The 17,128-nt window shown below is 50.2% G+C and carries 17 protein-coding genes and 1 other annotated feature; all 17 genes read right to left on the bottom strand.

Annotation, left to right across the window (positions count from 1 at the left end):
- Window positions 1-52: 52 nt before the first annotated feature.
- The 17 genes from rfbG to DWY93_RS00835 all read right to left on the bottom strand — a co-directional run bounded on the left by rfbG (window position 53) and on the right by DWY93_RS00835 (window position 17,065).
- Entirely contained in the window at window positions 53-1,111 is a 1,059-nt protein-coding gene (gene rfbG, locus DWY93_RS00920) for a CDP-glucose 4,6-dehydratase (protein ID WP_117469085.1), read from the bottom strand.
- 88 nt (window positions 1,112-1,199) lie between these two features.
- Window positions 1,200-1,973, bottom strand: a complete 774-nt coding sequence (gene rfbF / locus DWY93_RS00915; RefSeq protein WP_117469084.1) for a glucose-1-phosphate cytidylyltransferase — start codon at window positions 1,971-1,973, stop codon at window positions 1,200-1,202.
- Between the two features lie 4 nt (window positions 1,974-1,977).
- Complete coding sequence (locus DWY93_RS00910; RefSeq protein WP_117469083.1) at window positions 1,978-3,564, bottom strand: hypothetical protein; 1,587 nt, start codon at window positions 3,562-3,564, stop codon at window positions 1,978-1,980.
- On the bottom strand, window positions 3,554-5,092 hold the full coding sequence (locus DWY93_RS00905; RefSeq protein WP_117469082.1) for a hypothetical protein: 1,539 nt from the start codon (window positions 5,090-5,092) through the stop codon (window positions 3,554-3,556). Before DWY93_RS00905 ends, DWY93_RS00910 begins: the two co-directional genes overlap by 11 nt.
- Before the next feature lie 113 nt (window positions 5,093-5,205).
- Complete coding sequence (locus tag DWY93_RS00900; protein WP_117469081.1) at window positions 5,206-7,167, bottom strand: hypothetical protein; 1,962 nt, start codon at window positions 7,165-7,167, stop codon at window positions 5,206-5,208.
- A gap of 11 nt (window positions 7,168-7,178) precedes the next feature.
- Window positions 7,179-9,452: a hypothetical protein gene (locus tag DWY93_RS00895; RefSeq protein WP_117469080.1), complete on the bottom strand. Its 2,274-nt coding sequence runs from the start codon at window positions 9,450-9,452 to the stop codon at window positions 7,179-7,181.
- 24 nt (window positions 9,453-9,476) lie between these two features.
- Window positions 9,477-10,103, bottom strand: coding sequence for an SIS domain-containing protein (locus tag DWY93_RS00890; protein ID WP_242990491.1), 627 nt, complete (start codon window positions 10,101-10,103; stop codon window positions 9,477-9,479).
- 328 nt (window positions 10,104-10,431) lie between these two features.
- The gene (rplL, locus tag DWY93_RS00885; protein ID WP_015553100.1) at window positions 10,432-10,806 is read right to left on the bottom strand and encodes a 50S ribosomal protein L7/L12; all 375 of its coding nucleotides are present in this window, start codon (window positions 10,804-10,806) and stop codon (window positions 10,432-10,434) included.
- Window positions 10,807-10,929: 123 nt separating this feature from the next.
- Window positions 10,930-11,442 carry a 50S ribosomal protein L10 gene (rplJ, locus tag DWY93_RS00880; RefSeq protein WP_015553099.1) on the bottom strand — a complete coding sequence of 171 codons (513 nt, stop codon included), beginning with the start codon at window positions 11,440-11,442 and terminating at the stop codon, window positions 10,930-10,932.
- 54 nt (window positions 11,443-11,496) lie between these two features.
- Window positions 11,497-11,634 (bottom strand) — a sequence feature (ribosomal protein L10 leader region).
- A gap of 136 nt (window positions 11,635-11,770) precedes the next feature.
- A complete protein-coding gene (rplA, locus tag DWY93_RS00875; protein WP_015553098.1) occupies window positions 11,771-12,466 on the bottom strand; it encodes a 50S ribosomal protein L1 in 696 nt (231 codons plus the stop codon).
- Window positions 12,467-12,559: 93 nt separating this feature from the next.
- Complete coding sequence (gene rplK / locus DWY93_RS00870; RefSeq protein ID WP_117469078.1) at window positions 12,560-12,985, bottom strand: 50S ribosomal protein L11; 426 nt, start codon at window positions 12,983-12,985, stop codon at window positions 12,560-12,562.
- Between the two features lie 117 nt (window positions 12,986-13,102).
- Window positions 13,103-13,618, bottom strand: coding sequence for a transcription termination/antitermination protein NusG (nusG, locus tag DWY93_RS00865; protein ID WP_015553096.1), 516 nt, complete (start codon window positions 13,616-13,618; stop codon window positions 13,103-13,105).
- A 15-nt stretch (window positions 13,619-13,633) separates the two neighbouring features.
- Entirely contained in the window at window positions 13,634-13,840 is a 207-nt protein-coding gene (gene secE / locus DWY93_RS00860) for a preprotein translocase subunit SecE (RefSeq protein ID WP_117469077.1), read from the bottom strand.
- 27 nt (window positions 13,841-13,867) lie between these two features.
- Window positions 13,868-14,017: a 50S ribosomal protein L33 gene (gene rpmG / locus DWY93_RS00855; RefSeq protein WP_008726232.1), complete on the bottom strand. Its 150-nt coding sequence runs from the start codon at window positions 14,015-14,017 to the stop codon at window positions 13,868-13,870.
- A 533-nt stretch (window positions 14,018-14,550) separates the two neighbouring features.
- Window positions 14,551-15,336 (bottom strand): amino acid ABC transporter ATP-binding protein, encoded by a 786-nt coding sequence (locus DWY93_RS00845; protein WP_117469075.1) that lies wholly within the window; start codon window positions 15,334-15,336, stop codon window positions 14,551-14,553.
- Window positions 15,320-16,030, bottom strand: coding sequence for an amino acid ABC transporter permease (locus DWY93_RS00840; protein WP_015553094.1), 711 nt, complete (start codon window positions 16,028-16,030; stop codon window positions 15,320-15,322). Before DWY93_RS00840 ends, DWY93_RS00845 begins: the two co-directional genes overlap by 17 nt.
- Window positions 16,031-16,141: 111 nt before the next feature.
- Entirely contained in the window at window positions 16,142-17,065 is a 924-nt protein-coding gene (locus DWY93_RS00835; protein ID WP_117469074.1) for an ABC transporter substrate-binding protein, read from the bottom strand.
- Window positions 17,066-17,128 lie beyond the last annotated feature (63 nt).

Genomic DNA, 17,128 nt, shown 5'->3' with positions numbered 1-17,128 from the left:
CGCACCTCCAGGTTTCCTGTCTTTTTCAAATAGTGGACTATTTTCTTCTGTTCTACTGGAACATCTCCTTGATCTGTCTGTCCATGACAGCCACAACATCGCCGTTCTTCTCATACTCCTGGCACCACTCAACGGTGAGTCCGATGGCTTCCTTCACGCCATAACGCGGATGCCATCCAAATGTGGTCTTCAACTTGGAGCAGTCGAGTTTTAAGAAGTTTGCCTCGTGAGGACCTCCGTCGCTCTTGTTTTCCCAGGAAAGTCCATTTCCCCAAGCGCTGCAGAACATGTCCACAAGCTCACCCGTGGTCACGCAGTCCTTGTCATCCGGTCCCACGTTGTAGTATCCGGCGTATTTTCCGTCCTCATACTGGGCCTTCGCAACCATGAGATATGCCGCTAACGGCTCCAGCACATGCTGGTACGGGCGGGTAGAATGCGGATTGCGGACAACGATCGGCTTTTTCGCCATCGCCGCGCGGACGCAGTCCGGAACGATACGGTCATTCGCGAAGTCGCCGCCGCCGATGACATTTCCCGCACGGCAGGTTGAGATCGCGCAGTGTCCGTCCGCAAAGAAGGACTTCCTGTAGCTGTGTGTCACAAGCTCGGAACATGATTTGCTGTTGGAATACGGATCATAGCCGTCCAGGCGGTCCACCTCGCGGTAGCCGTACTCCCACTCCCTGTTCTCGTAGACCTTATCCGTCGTCACGTTTAAGAAAGACTTCACGCACGGATTCAGGCGGACACACTCCAAAATATTGACGGTGCCAATGACGTTCGTCTCGTAGGTGTAGACCGGATCCTTATAGGAGTCCCGCACGATAGGCTGTGCCGCCAGATGTAAGACGATCTCCGGTTTTGTATCCTCGAATACCTGCTTTAAATGGGCGAGGTCCCTGATGTCACCGATGACAGAATTCATCTTACCCTCAAGACCTGCCATGTTGAACAGTGCCGGGTCTGTCGGCGGGTTTAAGGAATATCCTGTGACCTCCGCCCCCGCGTTTACAAGGATCCTGGAAAGCCAGGTTCCCTTAAAGCCGGTATGTCCGGTTACGAGGACCTTCTTTCCTTTATAAAAGTTAAATACTTCTTCCAAATTCATTTTCGTATCTCCATTTACGGATTTTTGCTCTCCGCGCAGCCGTTTTCTGCGATCCTCACAGCGGCTTCCGGAAAGCAGGCGTGTGAACCTATTCCCAGATCTTCCACGGCGCGTTTCCTGACTGCCACATCGCCTCTAACTGCTGTTTCTCGCGCTGGGTATCCATGCACTTCCAGAATCCCTCGTGGCGGTATGCCATGAGCTCGCCGTCCTTTGCGAGGTTTCTTAACGGTGCCTGCTCGAATACGGTGGAATCGCCCTCAATGTAGTCGAATACGCCCGGATTTAATACCATGTAACCGCCGTTGATCAGGCTGCCGTCATCGTCATTCTTCTCGCGGAAGGAATTGATCTTTCCGTTATCCTCGAGGTCGAGGACACCGAAGCGCTGTCCGATATTGACTGCCGTGATGGTTGCGAGCTTTCCATGGCTTCTGTGGAACTCTTCCAGTGCCTTTAAGTCGATGTTTGCGAGACCGTCGCCGTAGGTCAGCATAAACGGCTCATTTCCCACATACTCTTTGATCCTCTTTACGCGTCCGCCGGTCATGGTGTTGAGTCCTGTGTCGATCAGAGTCACCTTCCACGGCTCCGCATAGTTGTTGTGGACCTTCATGCTGTTGTTCGCAAGATCGAAGGTCACATCAGATGTGTGAAGGAAGTAATCCGCAAAGAACTCCTTTACCACATACTGTTTGTATCCCAGACAGATAATAAATTCGTTATACCCGAACTGGGAATAATATTTCATGATATGCCACATGATCGGCTTCTCACCGATCTCGATCATCGGCTTTGGTTTTAAATGACTCTCCTCGCTGATCCTTGTTCCGAATCCTCCTGCCAGGATTACTACTTTCATAGGTTTACCTCCATATATTCCAACCGTTTTCTTTGAGGACCGTAAGTGCTTCCCGGCATCCCGGTTTGTGATACTCCAGCGCGTCCTCCAGTGTTTTGTCTGACTCGTTTTCAAAATTTAATACGATCTGTTTTACCTCGTCCCGGTTATGTTCTTTCCGGTACTTTCCGAAGCGGAATTCCTCCGCCGTCGTCATCACGTTTCCGATGAGGAACATGGCGGCGAGGGCGATCGATAATCTCTTTACCAGCTTTGGCAAAGGATCCTTTTCAGTCCTGCTGATATGCTGTGCCCCTTTCGGCTCTGTGCCTCTGCTTTCCCTGCATTCTTCCTTTTTACAGAATCCGCACTTCGCAGCCAGAGCGAACGTAAGAAAGATTCCGATCACACCGATCTGATACTGCAGCGCATACCGGGAACTCATCCCATACTTGTCATTCGGCATAAAGATATACCGGCTCACAAGCACCATCAGGTGGTTCATACCACCGCCTGCCAGGAGCATCAGCGGCAGGATCGTCTGTTTCTCGATCCGGTAATAAAAATTCATCCACAGCGCAAAGAAATACGCAAACAGGACGATCACGCCGACCGCGCACCAGACCTTCCCCGGAATCCCTGCAAAGCTCCTGTCAATCAATTCTACTCCAAAAACCATGGAAGCAAAAGACTTAAGAAGAAATTTAATAAAAAATTTCGGATCCTGTCGGAAAGCCGTAAAGAGCGGCACATTTACCGCTCCCGAATACTCGTAAACCGCCTGGGAGTTGCTCCAGAGGTAAATGAGAAACGGAATGACTGCCACTGCGATCAGGGCGATCACGCGGGCGGTTCCGATTCCGGCAAGATCATCTGAAATTACACCGATCACGCCAGCGTTTTCCCTGCCTTTGCCCGATACGTTTTTCCTATCCGTGCTGCTTAAATTCTGTCTGTCGGCCTTTGCCTGATATTTTCCAGATAAACTCTTTGCAATTACAATATCGCGCACGTAAATAAACAGGTACGCCATCACGATCGTTACCGTGTAGATCGCGCAGTACGGTCCCGCCGCCCCTATGGTGATCACAAACGGCAGTACAAAGAGAAGTACAAGCTCCGATTTCTTCGCGTTTCGGAATCCCTTTTCGTACACCTGATCCAGCAGGGCATAATTCCAGAAAAACAATCCGAATGCCAGGAAATGCGCCCATCCGGTTCCGTTGTACAGCATCTCCCACTTATTAAGGCTGAACATAACGATCATCATCGCCGCGTACCAGACCGGGCAGAGTTCCTTTTTCCTGCTGTACCGGCCGATGACCAGGGCGGAGAGTCCAAATCCGAGGATGCCCATGATCCGGTCCACAGTGACGCTGTATCCAAAGATCATGACATTCAGTCCGCGCTCTAAGAAGTTCACCGGAATTCTTGTGAGCAGATCCGCCACAAAAAACTTATCCGGGTTCCACACGTCCGGCAGATAGGAATTGATGAGCCGGATATAATCGGAATACACCATGTCAATGGCGGAGCGCCTGATATATGCCAGATAAAAAATCATCCCCAGAACTGGAAGTCCGATATAGACATAGCTTTTCTTATTCTTCATGATCTCCTCCGCCTGCTGCGGTTCTTCCTACGTTATTTCCTGCATGTTCCGCTGCCGGTCTTCTTTTCGGTCTGCGGCGGCGTCTCGCTGTCGGATCTGCTGCGCCTTCATTCTGTGTCTGCCTTGCTGCAATATTCCCCTGCGTCCGCTTTTCCGCTTCTCCACTCTTCCGCTTCAATTGCGGTGCTGTGTTCTTCTTTGACTTTTCTGACTTCACTGTCTCTTTCTTATCAGTTCCCGCTGTCCATCCGCCGGTTGGCTGACTGAGTGTCACGATCCTCATGGAAGTCTGGGGCTGTACCTGGCGCGGTTGGCGATCTGTCTCTTTCCCATGACACACAGTGCGTTTTTCTGTCGGCTTTACCGTTTTTTCTGTCGGCTCTGCTATTTTTTCTGTCGGCTTTGCTGCCTTACTCTGCGGTGCAGTCTCGCGAACCATTCCTGCTGCCTCAGCCTGCTCTCTGGCTGCTTTCGCGCGCTTTCTTCTCTGACGCCTCTTCGCGGAAGAACTCAGCTTCTCCGGCTGGGCATTCTCTGCGGTCTTCTCTACAATCTTTACTTCCCTGCTCTGCTGGGCTTTATTGACCGCTGTTTTTACTTCTCTCTTCTGCTGAGTTCTCTCCGACGTCTCATTCTTTCCAGCTGCCTTCCCATTGCTGCCGTTCTGCGGCTTTCTCAATGTCTGCTTATTCTCAGTGCTTTTCTGTTCCGCCGTTTTCTTTCCCTCGGTCTTCTGAACCACTCTCTGATTGCCGCTTACCTTTGCGTCCTGCCTCGCGTTCCCGCCACTGGTCTGCTTTCCGCCTTCACGCTTCCGGGCATGTCCCTGTCCGCTGTTCTTCGCCTGGCTTTTTCCTGCCTGACTCTGTCCTCCACTCTTTGACTGCCCCTGTCCGCGTCCTTTCATCTGTGCCACGGACGTCTTCTTCACGCTCGCCCCATGGCACCCCGTCTGGCTCTTTTTAACCGCCGGTCCTCTCTGTTTCCGCCGGTTTGCGTGGTGGTCAGCGACGATCCGCAGAACATCTTCCATATAATTGTACTGATTCCAGGCATCTTCCTTAGAAACATAGTTCTCATGAACCGCCTTGTTTCCGATCACGCGGATCTCGTTCAATTCCCACTTTCCGACCCGGTCCAGATACCCATTCTCGTCGAGCCACCATCCAAACTGCTGGAATGTCATGACTCTCTGACGCTTTCTCCCGTTCATCCGGTAAGTTTCGCGCTGTCCTCTTCCATCCGGACCGCTCTTGGCGTTCGCCATCGCCTGGGCAGAATTGTCGAGCTCGATCCCATTAAATTCCGCCACCAGCTTCAGAAACAGTTCCAGATTCTGGCGGCCCTTTACCATAGCCGCATTATACTCCCCGCGCCGCAGCCATTGCTTTTCCTTCTTGAGTTCCCGCTTTACGGGAGCAAGATGGGCAGTCATGTCCCTCTTCCTCAGGAAATACCCGAGTACAAGGAACAGGACCACAGCAACGGCAAAGCCCGCGCACATTGGAGCCCACTGCTGTCCATTCATTCTTCTGATTCTCCTTTTTTACTGTCGCAGCCTTCTCCGGCTGCCCTTTTGCAGAAAATTTCATTCCTGCGTTTTCCCGGCGGTCCGCAAAAATTTCTGCGGACCTGCCTCTTTTACTGGTCTACCACCTTCACGACCATCGCCAGATTTTCCTCCCCGCGGTGTTCCTTCGCCCCTTTCACATAGAAGTTGCAGGAAAATTCCACGGTAAATCTCTGATACGGCGCAGCCGGGATCTCGTAGTACATCGTGTTGTCCGTAAATACAAGATCAGCCATCTGCCGTCCGTTCACCTTGATCTTACAGGTCTCACCGCCTGTAAGCCTGCCCGGGTAGTAGCACTTTAAGGTCAGCTTGCTGCTCTCCCCGTTTGTCAGAACGATCTTCGCGTGCTCATCGATCCATCCGTCCGAATAGCTGCCGAAGGGCGTGTCGAACCTCTGCCTCTTCACGATCTCCGTCACATCGTTGTATGCGTTGTGCTCCGGATCCTCACACAGGATCACCATGTCATCCGTGATCTCCTTGAGATCCATGTCACTGTCGATAAACTGGAGCTTCGGAACATTTGTTTTATCTTTTGCATATACTTTCAGGAATGTTTCAGCATTAAAATCACTGATCTCAAAATCCTTCCCGATGATGTAGATCTCCTTGTCGAAGATATCGTCCCCGTATGTTCCGTATGTCTTCTCCGCCAGGGAATTATACTGGCTCTGGGGCGCCCACAGATACAGGTTGTCCCAGTTGTCCCGGTAATATGTCTCCACCGGGAAGATCAGGCAGCCGTACAACAGCACCAGGATCCCCGCCTTCCCCATCACCCGTGACAGGTAGGCAAAGAACAGAAGCGCCGCCGCGTAAGCCACATAGACCCAGCGCATCTCCACACGGATCGTCACGCTGGAGCTGCCGATGCAGAGTGTGATAAACACAAGGAACAGCACCGCGTTCTTTAAATGGCAGACGATCTCATCCCGCGCCCGGATCATACCGATCACAGCCGCCAGAACGCCGACACCCAGAATTGCCTCCGCCGCCAGGATTAGATTTTTGATTCTATCCGGGCTGTCCGCAAACGGTTCGATACAGAGGTGGAGCGGTCCGGAGTTTCTCCCAAACACGAGTCCCACCTGGTTCAGTGCCTGTCCAATGGCGTCCGTGAACTTAAAAGTATCTGCCACGTCAGTTCCGCCGGTTCCCGCCGGTGAAAGCGTTCCGATAGTGTAAAGGCGGATCATCTGGATCGCGCCGAACACGAAAAGCGTGATCACGAAAAGCAGGAGCTTCGGGAGATGGAAACCAACCTTCTCCTCAGCCGCTGCTGTGCGGGCCGCCGCCTCTTTTTTATTCTGCGCCCCGCGGCTCTGTCCTCTTCCGCGGCTTCGTCCCGGCTCCGCGGCGCGGTTCGGTTCACTATTTCTCCCTGTCTCCGCTGTCACAGTCTCCGGCGCCAGTCCCTTTCCAAATCCGAGGGCTACTGCCAGAAGCAACAATGGAAGAAGCGCCATATACCGTTCGTGAATGAAGCTGACCACGAAATACAGGAGGTTTGCCATGAGAAAGGCCCCCGTTTTTTTCTCATTCACATACCGGTACAGAAACCACAGTATCCCCAGCGCTGCCCAGAGCGCCAGGCTCTCCATCAGACCGTAAAACTGGCCGATCTGATAATATGCCATTCTGGATGACAGGTAGAGAATCCCCACAGCGAAGCTTATGATCCTTCGCCCGTCGCTGAATGACACCGCCATCCTGTAAATGCTGTATGCGATTCCCGTATTCAGGATGATGTTGAATGGAACCATCCATTCCACATGTCCCCCGATGAAGAAAAGCTCCAGCCAGGACGCCAGATAAAACAGGAAGCGGAAGCGGCTGCTGCCCATTGGGAATACATACTCCGTAAATGACTGGTTCCCGTAGCAGGACCAGAGATACAGGTCATCCATGTAAAGTCCCTTTAATTCCACTCCACGGTTGATCCAAAATCCAAATCCCAGAAAGATCGCAAAGATGAGGAGCTCCGGGCTCCACCTCCTCCACACTTTCAGGATCTTCTCCTGTAAATTCATGTCTTATCCCCTTACTGCTGTTCTCCGGGCCAGTATTTTTCAGTAAACTCCGCTAAAAGCGCCTCACTCTCCTCCTCGGTGAGGTTCTTCGGATCAGACGAGAATACCGCAAGCCCGTTTCCGTTTTCATACAGGAGATCCATAAGATACCCCTGTTTTAAGAGACCTGTCACGTTCCGGAATCCATCCGTTCCAGGCTTTAAGTATCCGCTTCCGAGATAGATGTAATCTACTCCCGCGAATGTAAAGAAGTCCGCCAGCGCCTCCGGGCTGGATGAGAGATTAAAGTTTCCACCGCTTCCCTCAATGTCCGTGTAACTCTGGGTGCTGCACGGGAACCTCAGCATTTCCGGCTGCTCACCGAATACGACGACGCGGTTTCTCGGGTTCTCCGCCAGGATATCCCATATCTTCTCATTTCCGTAGAAAGCAAGCAGTTCATGGGACTCTTCCATATGATCATAATATCCCTTGTGGATGAACTTCACCGGTGTCAGTCCCAGGGTTCCGCCCCAGTTGCTGACCGCCGTGATGGTCACATTAAAGAGAATAAACGGTACCAGCATCCTGCATATGGACCCGCGCAGGAAACCGCTCTTTAATTTTCCTACCACAATCACCGCCATGATCGCTGACAGCGCATAGAGAAGCAGGAAATAGTTGCCGTCCACCTGCCATAACAGGTAAAGAGCCATGAGACTCATGAGTCCGTTCGTCACAAATACCAAGGCCAGACAGATCAAGGTATTTTTCTCTTTCTGCCTCGATCTTCTCACATCCGCCAGCACCGGCAGACAGACGAGAAGAAGAAAGAGCAGAAGCAGCGGTGTGCCCCAGGCAATCCGCACATGGGCCATGTCCTCGCCCACAGGGGCCATGAGGACACCATAAATTCTCTTTAAAATGTGCTTTAGTCCCTCGATTGAGATCATGGATCCGCCGTTCGACGGCAGACTTTCAAACCGGTACGGGTACCTCACGGTAAATCCGAGGGCCGCCCAGATCGAGTTAAACACGGATGTCAGCGGAAGTCCCGTATGCAGCCATGTCCGATACCAGATGAGAAGCCACATCGGGATCATATAGATACAGGAAGGAAGAAAACTTCCCTTCAGCCGGAATTTCAGCTGTCTCGTGAGCAGGATATAAAGCCCCGCCGTTCCAGCGGCCACCGTTGAAAATACAAGTGCCGTTGGCTTTAACACGAGTGTCATCAGGTAGGCGTCCACCGCCAGCACGAGATACGCGCTCCTCTGTCTGCGGATATAGAGCAGAAGAAACAGCAGCAGTACAAGCTGCATAAACACCGTCATGGAATCCGTCTTTGCCGTGATGGACATGTTCATGATTCCCGGAATGCAGGAGAGAAGTGTCATGCATCTCACCGCATACCTTCTTCCGACAAACAGCTCCACGATCTGTCCCGCCGCGATCAGAGTGCCGACAGTCATCCAAATCTGGAAGCTCAGGAAAAATCCGTAGGACGGCAGCCCGGAGATCGGTAAAAGCAATGTCTCAAGGCCTTTCGAATAGGTGTACACCACATTGACCATTCCGAGATTTTCATAGATTCCGCCGCCGTTGTCCAGAACATACTCATTCCGCAGTCCGTAATGGAGGGAATCGTAGTCGGCACAGATATTCATTCGTCCCGCCTGCAAAAGGATCATGGCGAACATGAGCGCGATACAGATGGACATCTCCAGGGAGATCCTGGTTCTCTGCGGCACGCGTTTCCACGGCATTCCGCTATCTCCCGCCGCCCTCAATTCCATCATCCGGTACCCAGCCAGAAGTCCGGCGATGACCACTGTGAGAAACCGGAAGCTTGTGATCCCACATCCGAAAAACAGGGATCCCAGGCAGAACAGGCATATCATAAATCCACTTCCAAGAAGGAAGTCCGCCAGCCCTGTGATCACATGGTACTCCCTCCATCTGTGCTCCCGGTCCATCCCTCTGCGGATCCGTGCGCCGAGCATCAAAAGCACCAGCACATACGCGCCTGACAGGATCATCGCCGTGAATGCCTGATGGATCCAGAGAAATCCGGCTGTGATGAGAAGTACCGCACCTGTCCGGATCCGGTTCGATTCAATTTTCCAGATCGTGAACAGATATAAAAAGAACAGCACCGCGATCTCCGTCAGAAGGTCGATGGTCTCCGTTCTTCTGAGCCTGATCCCGTCTACGCCTGTCACATAAACCTGTCCGATGGCAACTAACAGTGCGGGTACCGCCGCCAATGCCAGAATAATTAACGAGGCACATTCCCGTCTCTTCATAATTCCCCCCAGGTCATGGTCTTTTTATTCCGCATAAAACTTATCTTCTAACATCAGGCAGAGCGCATGGTAGATCGGCAGGTGGAGTTCCTGGATCTTATAGGTCTCCTGCTCCGGCACGATAATAGCGACATCTGCGAGCTTTGCGAGCTTTCCGCCTGTCTTTCCCGTAAGACCGACAACTTTAAGTCCCTTTGCCTTTGCGGTCACAGCGGCATACATCACATTCTCAGAGTTTCCGGAGGTGCTGATTCCGAGGAACACATCCCCTGCTTTTCCGTAGCCGTTTAACTGCTGTGCGTAAGAGAGCATTCCATCCACATCGTTTGCGAATGCTGAGGAGAGAGCCGCATGGTTTGTGAGGGCGATGGCCGGGAGCCCGCCCTGAAGCTTTTTCGCCAGTTCTTCCCCTCTCTCCGGGTCTGTCTGCTTTAACGCCTCGGCGAGTTCCGCAGATACCGGGCGACGCTTTACAAAACCTTTCATCAGCTCTCCGACGATATGGTCAGAGTCTGCGGCACTTCCGCCGTTTCCGGCGATCAGAAGCTTTCCTCCGTCCTCATAGCATGTCTCCAAGATCTTGTATGCATCCTCGATCTGCCCCTTTACGGATTCCAGAACCGGGTATCTCTTTACTAATTCTTCAATCATTTCTTTCTCCTTTTTGTCCCGCCCGATCATTGATACGCATAATGGGCAGGCAATGCCATTTTCATGCTATCCATTTTAACACATAAGCGCCTGTCTTTCCACCGCCAAATTACTTACAATCGCCCCAAAATGAAAAGAATGTGCCTTAGCACATTCTCGCGCCTCGCGCGGCCGCTTGCGACAATCTACATCTTTGCGCGAGTGTGCATCTTTGGCACGTCAGTGCCTTTTTATGTAACGGGGAATTCCTCGGAATTTCCTGTTACATGAAAAAATCCGCAGGAAGTCATCTTCCTGCGGATCAAAACATTCAAAGTATAAAAGTTGATTACTTAAGAGTAATCTTAGCGCCTTCAGCCTCAAGTTTTGTCTTGATGTCGTTAGCTTCGTCTTTGGATGCACCCTGCTTAAGAACCTTCGGAGCGCCGTCTACAACGTCCTTAGCTTCCTTGAGGCCAAGACCTGTTACTTCACGAACAACTTTGATAACTTTAACCTTGTTCGGGCCTACTTCTGTAAGCTCAACGTCGAACTCAGTCTTCTCTTCCTCTGCTGCTGCGCCAGCGCCTGCTGCTGCAACTACTACGCCTGCTGCTGCGGATACACCGAACTCTTCCTCACAAGCCTTTACTAATTCGTTTAACTCTAATACGGATAATTCCTTGATAGCTTCGATAAACTCAGCGGTTGTTAACTTTGCCATTATAATTTACCTCCATAATAATTTATATTTCACGTTTGTTTTTCACAACTTTTATACAGCATCTATGCTGCCTTTGACGGGATCACGCGATGCGTGTTTCCGCCTGCAGGACCGGGATGAGGATTAAGCCTCTGCCGGAGCTTCTGCGCCTTCGCCGTTCTTCTCTGCGATCTGGTTGAGAACGCGTGCGAAGTTTGTGATCGGGGACTGCATGCTTCCAAGAAGTCTTCCAAGAAGAACCTCTCTGGACGGGATGCTTGCGATCACACCGATACCTGCTGCATCGTAGTATGTTCCCTCTACAACGCCGCCTTTTAATTCAAGCTTGTCAGCTTTCTTTGCGAACTCAGCTAATACTCTGGCCGGAGCTGTTGCATCTTCTTTAGAAACAGCAAGTGCTGTCGGTCCTTCAAGATGCGGCTCAAGTGCTTCGAACTCAGTTCCCTTTGCAGCGAAGCGGATCATTGTGTTCTTATATACTTTATAAGAAACACCAGCTTCTCTTAACTGTTTACGAAGAGCAGTATCCTGCTCAACAGTTAATCCACGGTAGTCAACGACTACAGCAGACTTTGCTCCGTTGAGGACTTCAGCGATCTCAGCAACTACCGGCTGCTTTAATTCAACTTTTGCCATGAATGGTTTACCTCCTGTTTTATTTAGTATTGGATTCGCCGTCACAGCATTTTTTCGCTTATCAGAAAAACCTCTCTGTCCGCAGACCGAGAGGTTTACAAAATTCTGTGTGAGTTTTGTACGTCCCTCGGCAGGTGTTTTTACCTTACGCCTTACGGCACCTGCTGTCTTCGGCATTCAATACCCAAATAGTTTATCATAATATATTTGGATTGTCAATCACTTTTTTAGTTTTTTGCATTAAAATACTGCCAGACGGTCAATCCGGTTGTATGCCGCTGGGGCGCAGAACCAGATCAATGTCTGACAGTTAAAATGACACAATCGACTAGTTTGTTAACTTAGCTACGTTTAACTTAACGCCCGGGCCCATTGTGGAAGTAAGAGTAACGCTCTTTAAGTAAGCGCCCTTTACTGTGCTCGGTTTTGCTTTGTTGATTGCATCCATAAGCGTCTGGAAGTTGTCCGCTAACTGTTCTTCTGTGAAAGAAGCCTTACCTACTGGCACGTGAATGATGTTTGTCTTATCGAGTCTGTACTCAATCTTACCAGCTTTGATCTCTTTGATAGCCTTTGTAACGTCCATTGTTACGGTACCAGCCTTCGGGTTCGGCATTAAGCCCTTCGGTCCGAGTACACGGCCAAGACGTCCAACAACGCCCATCATATCCGGTGTAGCAACAACTACATCAAAATCTAACCAGCCTTCGTTCTGGATCTTCGGAATTAAATCCTCTGCTCCAACGAAGTCAGCGCCTGCAGCCTGAGCCTCATCAGCCTTCGGTCCTTTTGCGAATACAAGGATACGAACAGTCTTACCTGTTCCGTGCGGCAGAACTACTGCACCACGGATCTGCTGATCAGCATGACGGCCATCACAGCCTGTTCTTAAGTGAGCCTCGATTGTTTCATCAAATTTAGCAACAGCAGACTTTTTAACTAATGCGATTGCATCTGCTGTATCATAAAGAGTAGCGCGGTCGATAGCTTTTGCCGCTTCTACGTATCTTTTTCCTCTTTTCATTATAAAAAACCTCCTGTGGTAGTGTCGGGAGTCCTCCCTCCCACGTGATTGTTGCTGTATATGGAGGTCCGTCCTCCATTCAGTTGCTTACGATCAGTCTGTTACGGTGATACCCATGGAACGAGCAGTACCAGCGATCATGCTTGTAGCAGCCTCGATGCTTGCAGCGTTTAAGTCTGGCATCTTGAGCTCAGCGATCTTCTGTACTTCAGCTCTTGTAAGAGTAGCTACCTTTGCTTTGTTCGGTGTTGCGGAACCGGATTTGATCTTTGCAGCCTTCTTTAATAATACAGCAGCCGGCGGAGTCTTTGTGATGAAGCTGAAGCTTCTGTCAGCGTAAACTGTGATAACAACCGGGATGATCATATCGCCCTGGTCAGCAGTTTTAGCGTTGAACTCCTTTGTGAACTGTACGATGTTAACACCGTGCTGTCCAAGAGCCGGTCCAACTGGCGGAGCCGGTGTTGCCTTGCCGGCAGGAATCTGTAATTTAATATAACCTGTAACTTTCTTTGCCATAATTAGGCACCTCCTAAATAATGTGGTAATGTCGGGGATTTCCCTCCCACGCGGGCACAAAGTCCGTTTTCCTAAAAAAGGTACGGACGACCGGTCCGGATCTTAGTCCGTTTACGGTCACATCTTCTTGATTTCAGAAAAGCTCAGTTCCACCGGTGTTTCACGGCCGAACATCTCGACGTTGATTGTAATGGACTGCTTGGACTCATTGACGGTTCTAATGACACCGACGGTATCCTTCCATGCGCCGGCCGTAACAACGACGGTATCTCCGACGGCGAAATCTACAACGACATCCGGTGCCTTAAAGCCAAGACTCATCATCTCTTCTTCTGAAAGCGGCACCGGCTTGGATCCCGGTCCTACGAATCCGGTCACACCTCTGGTGTTCCGTACAACGTACCATGTATCATCATTCATGATCATATGAATCAGCACATAGCCCGGGAACATCTTACGCTCGACCTGCTTCTGAGCACCGTTTTTAAGCTCGATGACTTCTTCCAGCGGGACGGAGACCTCTAAGATCTGATCCTGAAGACCTCTGTTTTCGATTGTTTTCTCAATGTCAACCTTTACCTTATTCTCATATCCGGAATAAGTGTGTACAACATACCATTGTGCTTCTGACATATCTTCACCTCATCCTTAACCAAGTACAATATTGAGACCAAATTTGATGATCAGGTCAAGGGCTGCGATAACAATCCCCAGAATTACTGTTGATACGACTACTACAGCGGTCTCTTTCGTAAGCGTATCCTTATCCGGCCAGATGATCTTATTGAATTCAGCTTTTAAGCCTTTGATAAAGTCCGTTTTAGGGGCTTTCTCATTACTTGCCGTTTCTCCCATAAATTCACGTCCTTCTTGCAAACCGGATTACTTAGTTTCTTTGTGCATCGTATGTCTCTTGCAGAATCTGCAGTACTTCTTTGTCTCCATGCGGTCCGGATGAGTCTTCTTATCCTTCGTCATGTTGTAGTTGCGCTGCTTGCATTCTGTGCATGCCAGTGTAATCTTAGTGCGCACGACTTCCACCTCCGTTTAATTTCTTTGTAAGGCGGTCTTTTCTCTATTCATTGCTATCGTTTTTTGAGCATAAAAAAAAGACCTATATCTTCCATTCGCCCGAATATTGTAACATAAGAATTGCGGCGCGTCAAGCATTTCCTTGAGAAATAAGAGTTTTCGTGGAGTTTTAGTTGATTGGCGGGGCAGGGAACTTTCAGAAAGCAGTGTTTGTGGGATTCAGGGATCTGGTTCCTCTAGGCTTGCGGGCGACTGCTAGGGACGAAAAAAAGATGATGCAACTCGCTTCGCTCAGACAAGCATCATCTTTTTTCCAACGCATTCACCTGCGAGCCAAGAGGAACCAGATCCCTGTATCCAGGCACTGCTTTCTGAAAGTTCCCTGCTGCTGTGTAGTTGGCACGCCAAGGAGAAGGGGCACTATTGAGAACAAGATTTTGCGCAAGAGCGGACTTTGGTCAGTTGTCGCGTAAATAAAAAAAGCCTCTCGTTTCCATCTTTCAGGCAACAAGAAGCTTTTCATTATCTAATATTTACAGGACCTTCGATAAAAATTCCTTTGTTCTCTCATTCTTCGGATGCGCGAAGAATTCTTCCGGTGGAGCTTCTTCGAGAATTTTTCCCTGATCCATAAACAGCACGCGGTTTGCAACCTCTCTCGCAAAGCCCATCTCGTGGGTTACAACGACCATGGTCATTCCTTCGTTTGCAAGCTCCTTCATGAGATCCAGTACCTCACCTACCATCTCCGGATCGAGAGCACTCGTCGGTTCATCGAAGAGGATCACATCCGGCTTCATCGCCAGAGCGCGGACGATGGCCACACGCTGCTTCTGTCCGCCGGAAAGAGTGGACGGGTAAACGTCTGCTTTATCCTCAAGACCGATGCGGCGTAACAGCTCCAGAGCTTCCTCTCTCGCCTGTGCCTTGATCTCCGCCTTTGTCTTCGGCGCATCAGGTGCCAGCGTTCCTTTTCTCTTTGCCTTCTTTAACTCTTTACAGCGCACATAGACCGGCGCCATCATGATATTCTCGATCACAGTCATATTGTTGAACAGGTTGAAGTGCTGGAATACCATGCCCATATGGCGGCGGTGGATATTGATGTCCACGCGCATATCGGCGATATCTACGCCGTTAAAAATGATGCTGCCGGAGGTCGGATCCTCCATACAGTTCAGGCATCTTAAAAATGTACTTTTTCCGGAGCCGGACGGACCGATGACTACAACGATGTCACCTTTATTGATGGTCACATTGATTCCCTTCAGGACTTCCAGATCACCAAATGTTTTTTTCAGATCAATGACGTCTATCACTCTTCTTCAGGCTCCTTTCCATCAGTTTTACAAGAATTGAGATCACCAGCACGAGAACGATGTAGATCGCCGCCATGACAAGATACGGGACCATGAACTCGTAGCTGTTGCTTCCGATATAGTTGAAGGCAACGTAAAGATCCGCCGCGCCGACGAAGCTGACAACGGAGGTTTCCTTGATCAGGGCAATAAACTCATTGCCCAGAGTCGGAAGAATATTTTTCACTGCCTGCGGGATTACGATCCGGATCATCGCAGGACCAAAGCCAAGACCAACTGCACGTCCCGCCTCAAGCTGTCCCGGATCAACGGACTGGATACCGCTTCGCATGATCTCGGAAATATACGCGCCGCTGTTTAAGCCAAAGACCACCATGGCAACACGGACACCCGGCAGCTTGATCCCCATAAGCGGCAGCATAACATAGTAGAAGATCAGAAGCTGCACGACCATCGGGGTTCCGCGGAAGAGACCCACATAGAAGCTGCAGACCGCATTCAGCGCCCGCGGAAGTGTCTTATATTTCGGCAGGACGCGGACCGTCGCGATGATGGTACCGATCAAAACACCGATGAGCATGCCGACTACCGCGATCAGAAGCGTATTCTGCAGACCCTGTACGACCTTGACGTAACCGTTTTTCTCAATAAATATCTGTACAAACTTGTTCCATTTGTTCCCGAAGTTTCCCATAATACCTCCAGATAGCAAAAACACAGCGTTTCCAGCCATGTTCCAGTACAGTCAAAAACGGGAGCGAACCGTATCCTGCCCCCGCTTTTATAACCAGTATTTCCAATATTTTTACTGCATTGCGTTGATCGCCTTTGTGATGCTTTCCGCCGGAGCCGCATCAATGAGCACATATTTCAAGTTGCCATTGATCATATCCTGAACTGCAAGAGATGCGCTCTTATACGGTACCCACTCAGCCGGAAATCCTTCAAAGCCCCAGTCATCACTGCCCTCAATGAAGTACTGGGCTGTTGTTCCCTGCTGTCCGCCGATCTTGTCGCTCGCACTTAAGCCCTTAAGGATCTCTTCTACGGACGCTGCATCCTTGCAGTCATCAAAAGCCGTATCATCTGCCAGCGTAACCAGTCTCTGGGATGCTTTATAATACGGATCAGAGAAGGTTACATATTCTTCTCTCTCCTCGTTAATCGTTAAGCCAGCCATTGCGATATCGCATTTGTGCTGACCAACAGATAAGCATACGGCATCAAAGTCCATATTTTCAATTACAAGCTCCTTGCCAAGCTCCTGTGCAAGAAGAGAAGCAAGCTCCATATCGATTCCCTTGTAGCTGTCGCCGTCTACGTACTCAAACGGCTCAAAGGATGCGTTTGTCGCAACAACAAGCTGATCCTTGGAAGCATCATACTCTGCGGATTCTACTGCAGCCGGCTCGCCATCACTGAAATATTTATCACAGATCGTATCGAAGGTTCCGTCCTCCTGGATCTTTGCGATGAATGCATTTACCTGCTCAAGCAGCTCCGGCTGGTCTTTATCCACGCCAAATGCATACTGCTCATCTGTAAGATCATATTCGATCACCTTAACAACTCCGGCTGCCTCATCTTTCTTTTCTTCTGCAGCCGCACCTGCTGTTGTCTCTGTCTTGTTCTCTGCTGCTGCCGTTGTCTCTGTAGTTTTGCTGCCGCAGCCTGTAAGAAGTGATGCTGCCATTGCAGCGGTCAGACATAATGCAATCGCCTTTTTCATAATATTTTCCTCCTCTAACCCAATACGGATTTGCAACTTTTTCGACGGAACCCACTATACCAC

The organism is Clostridium sp. AF28-12, from assembly GCF_003435225.1.
GTDB classification, from domain to species: Bacteria; Bacillota; Clostridia; order Lachnospirales; family Lachnospiraceae; genus Pilosibacter; species Pilosibacter fragilis.
This window is presented reverse-complemented; position numbering and strand designations above follow the sequence as displayed.

Bases quoted from the DNA above. Each gene is read 5' to 3' on its own strand.
- rfbG (WP_117469085.1), bottom strand. From the start codon at position 1,111: ATGAATTTGGAAGAAGTATTTAACTTTTATAAAGGAAAGAAGGTCCTC.
- rfbF (WP_117469084.1), bottom strand. From the start codon at position 1,973: ATGAAAGTAGTAATCCTGGCAGGAGGATTCGGAACAAGGATCAGCGAG.
- DWY93_RS00910 (WP_117469083.1), bottom strand. From the start codon at position 3,564: ATGAAGAATAAGAAAAGCTATGTCTATATCGGACTTCCAGTTCTGGGG.
- DWY93_RS00905 (WP_117469082.1), bottom strand. From the start codon at position 5,092: ATGAATGGACAGCAGTGGGCTCCAATGTGCGCGGGCTTTGCCGTTGCT.
- DWY93_RS00900 (WP_117469081.1), bottom strand. From the start codon at position 7,167: ATGAATTTACAGGAGAAGATCCTGAAAGTGTGGAGGAGGTGGAGCCCG.
- DWY93_RS00895 (WP_117469080.1), bottom strand. From the start codon at position 9,452: ATGAAGAGACGGGAATGTGCCTCGTTAATTATTCTGGCATTGGCGGCG.
- DWY93_RS00890 (WP_242990491.1), bottom strand. From the start codon at position 10,103: ATGATTGAAGAATTAGTAAAGAGATACCCGGTTCTGGAATCCGTAAAG.
- rplL (WP_015553100.1), bottom strand. From the start codon at position 10,806: ATGGCAAAGTTAACAACCGCTGAGTTTATCGAAGCTATCAAGGAATTA.
- rplJ (WP_015553099.1), bottom strand. From the start codon at position 11,442: ATGGCAAAAGTTGAATTAAAGCAGCCGGTAGTTGCTGAGATCGCTGAA.
- rplA (WP_015553098.1), bottom strand. From the start codon at position 12,466: ATGAAAAGAGGAAAAAGATACGTAGAAGCGGCAAAAGCTATCGACCGC.
- rplK (WP_117469078.1), bottom strand. From the start codon at position 12,985: ATGGCAAAGAAAGTTACAGGTTATATTAAATTACAGATTCCTGCCGGC.
- nusG (WP_015553096.1), bottom strand. From the start codon at position 13,618: ATGTCAGAAGCACAATGGTATGTTGTACACACTTATTCCGGATATGAG.
- secE (WP_117469077.1), bottom strand. From the start codon at position 13,840: ATGGGAGAAACGGCAAGTAATGAGAAAGCCCCTAAAACGGACTTTATC.
- DWY93_RS00840 (WP_015553094.1), bottom strand. From the start codon at position 16,030: ATGGGAAACTTCGGGAACAAATGGAACAAGTTTGTACAGATATTTATT.
- DWY93_RS00835 (WP_117469074.1), bottom strand. From the start codon at position 17,065: ATGAAAAAGGCGATTGCATTATGTCTGACCGCTGCAATGGCAGCATCA.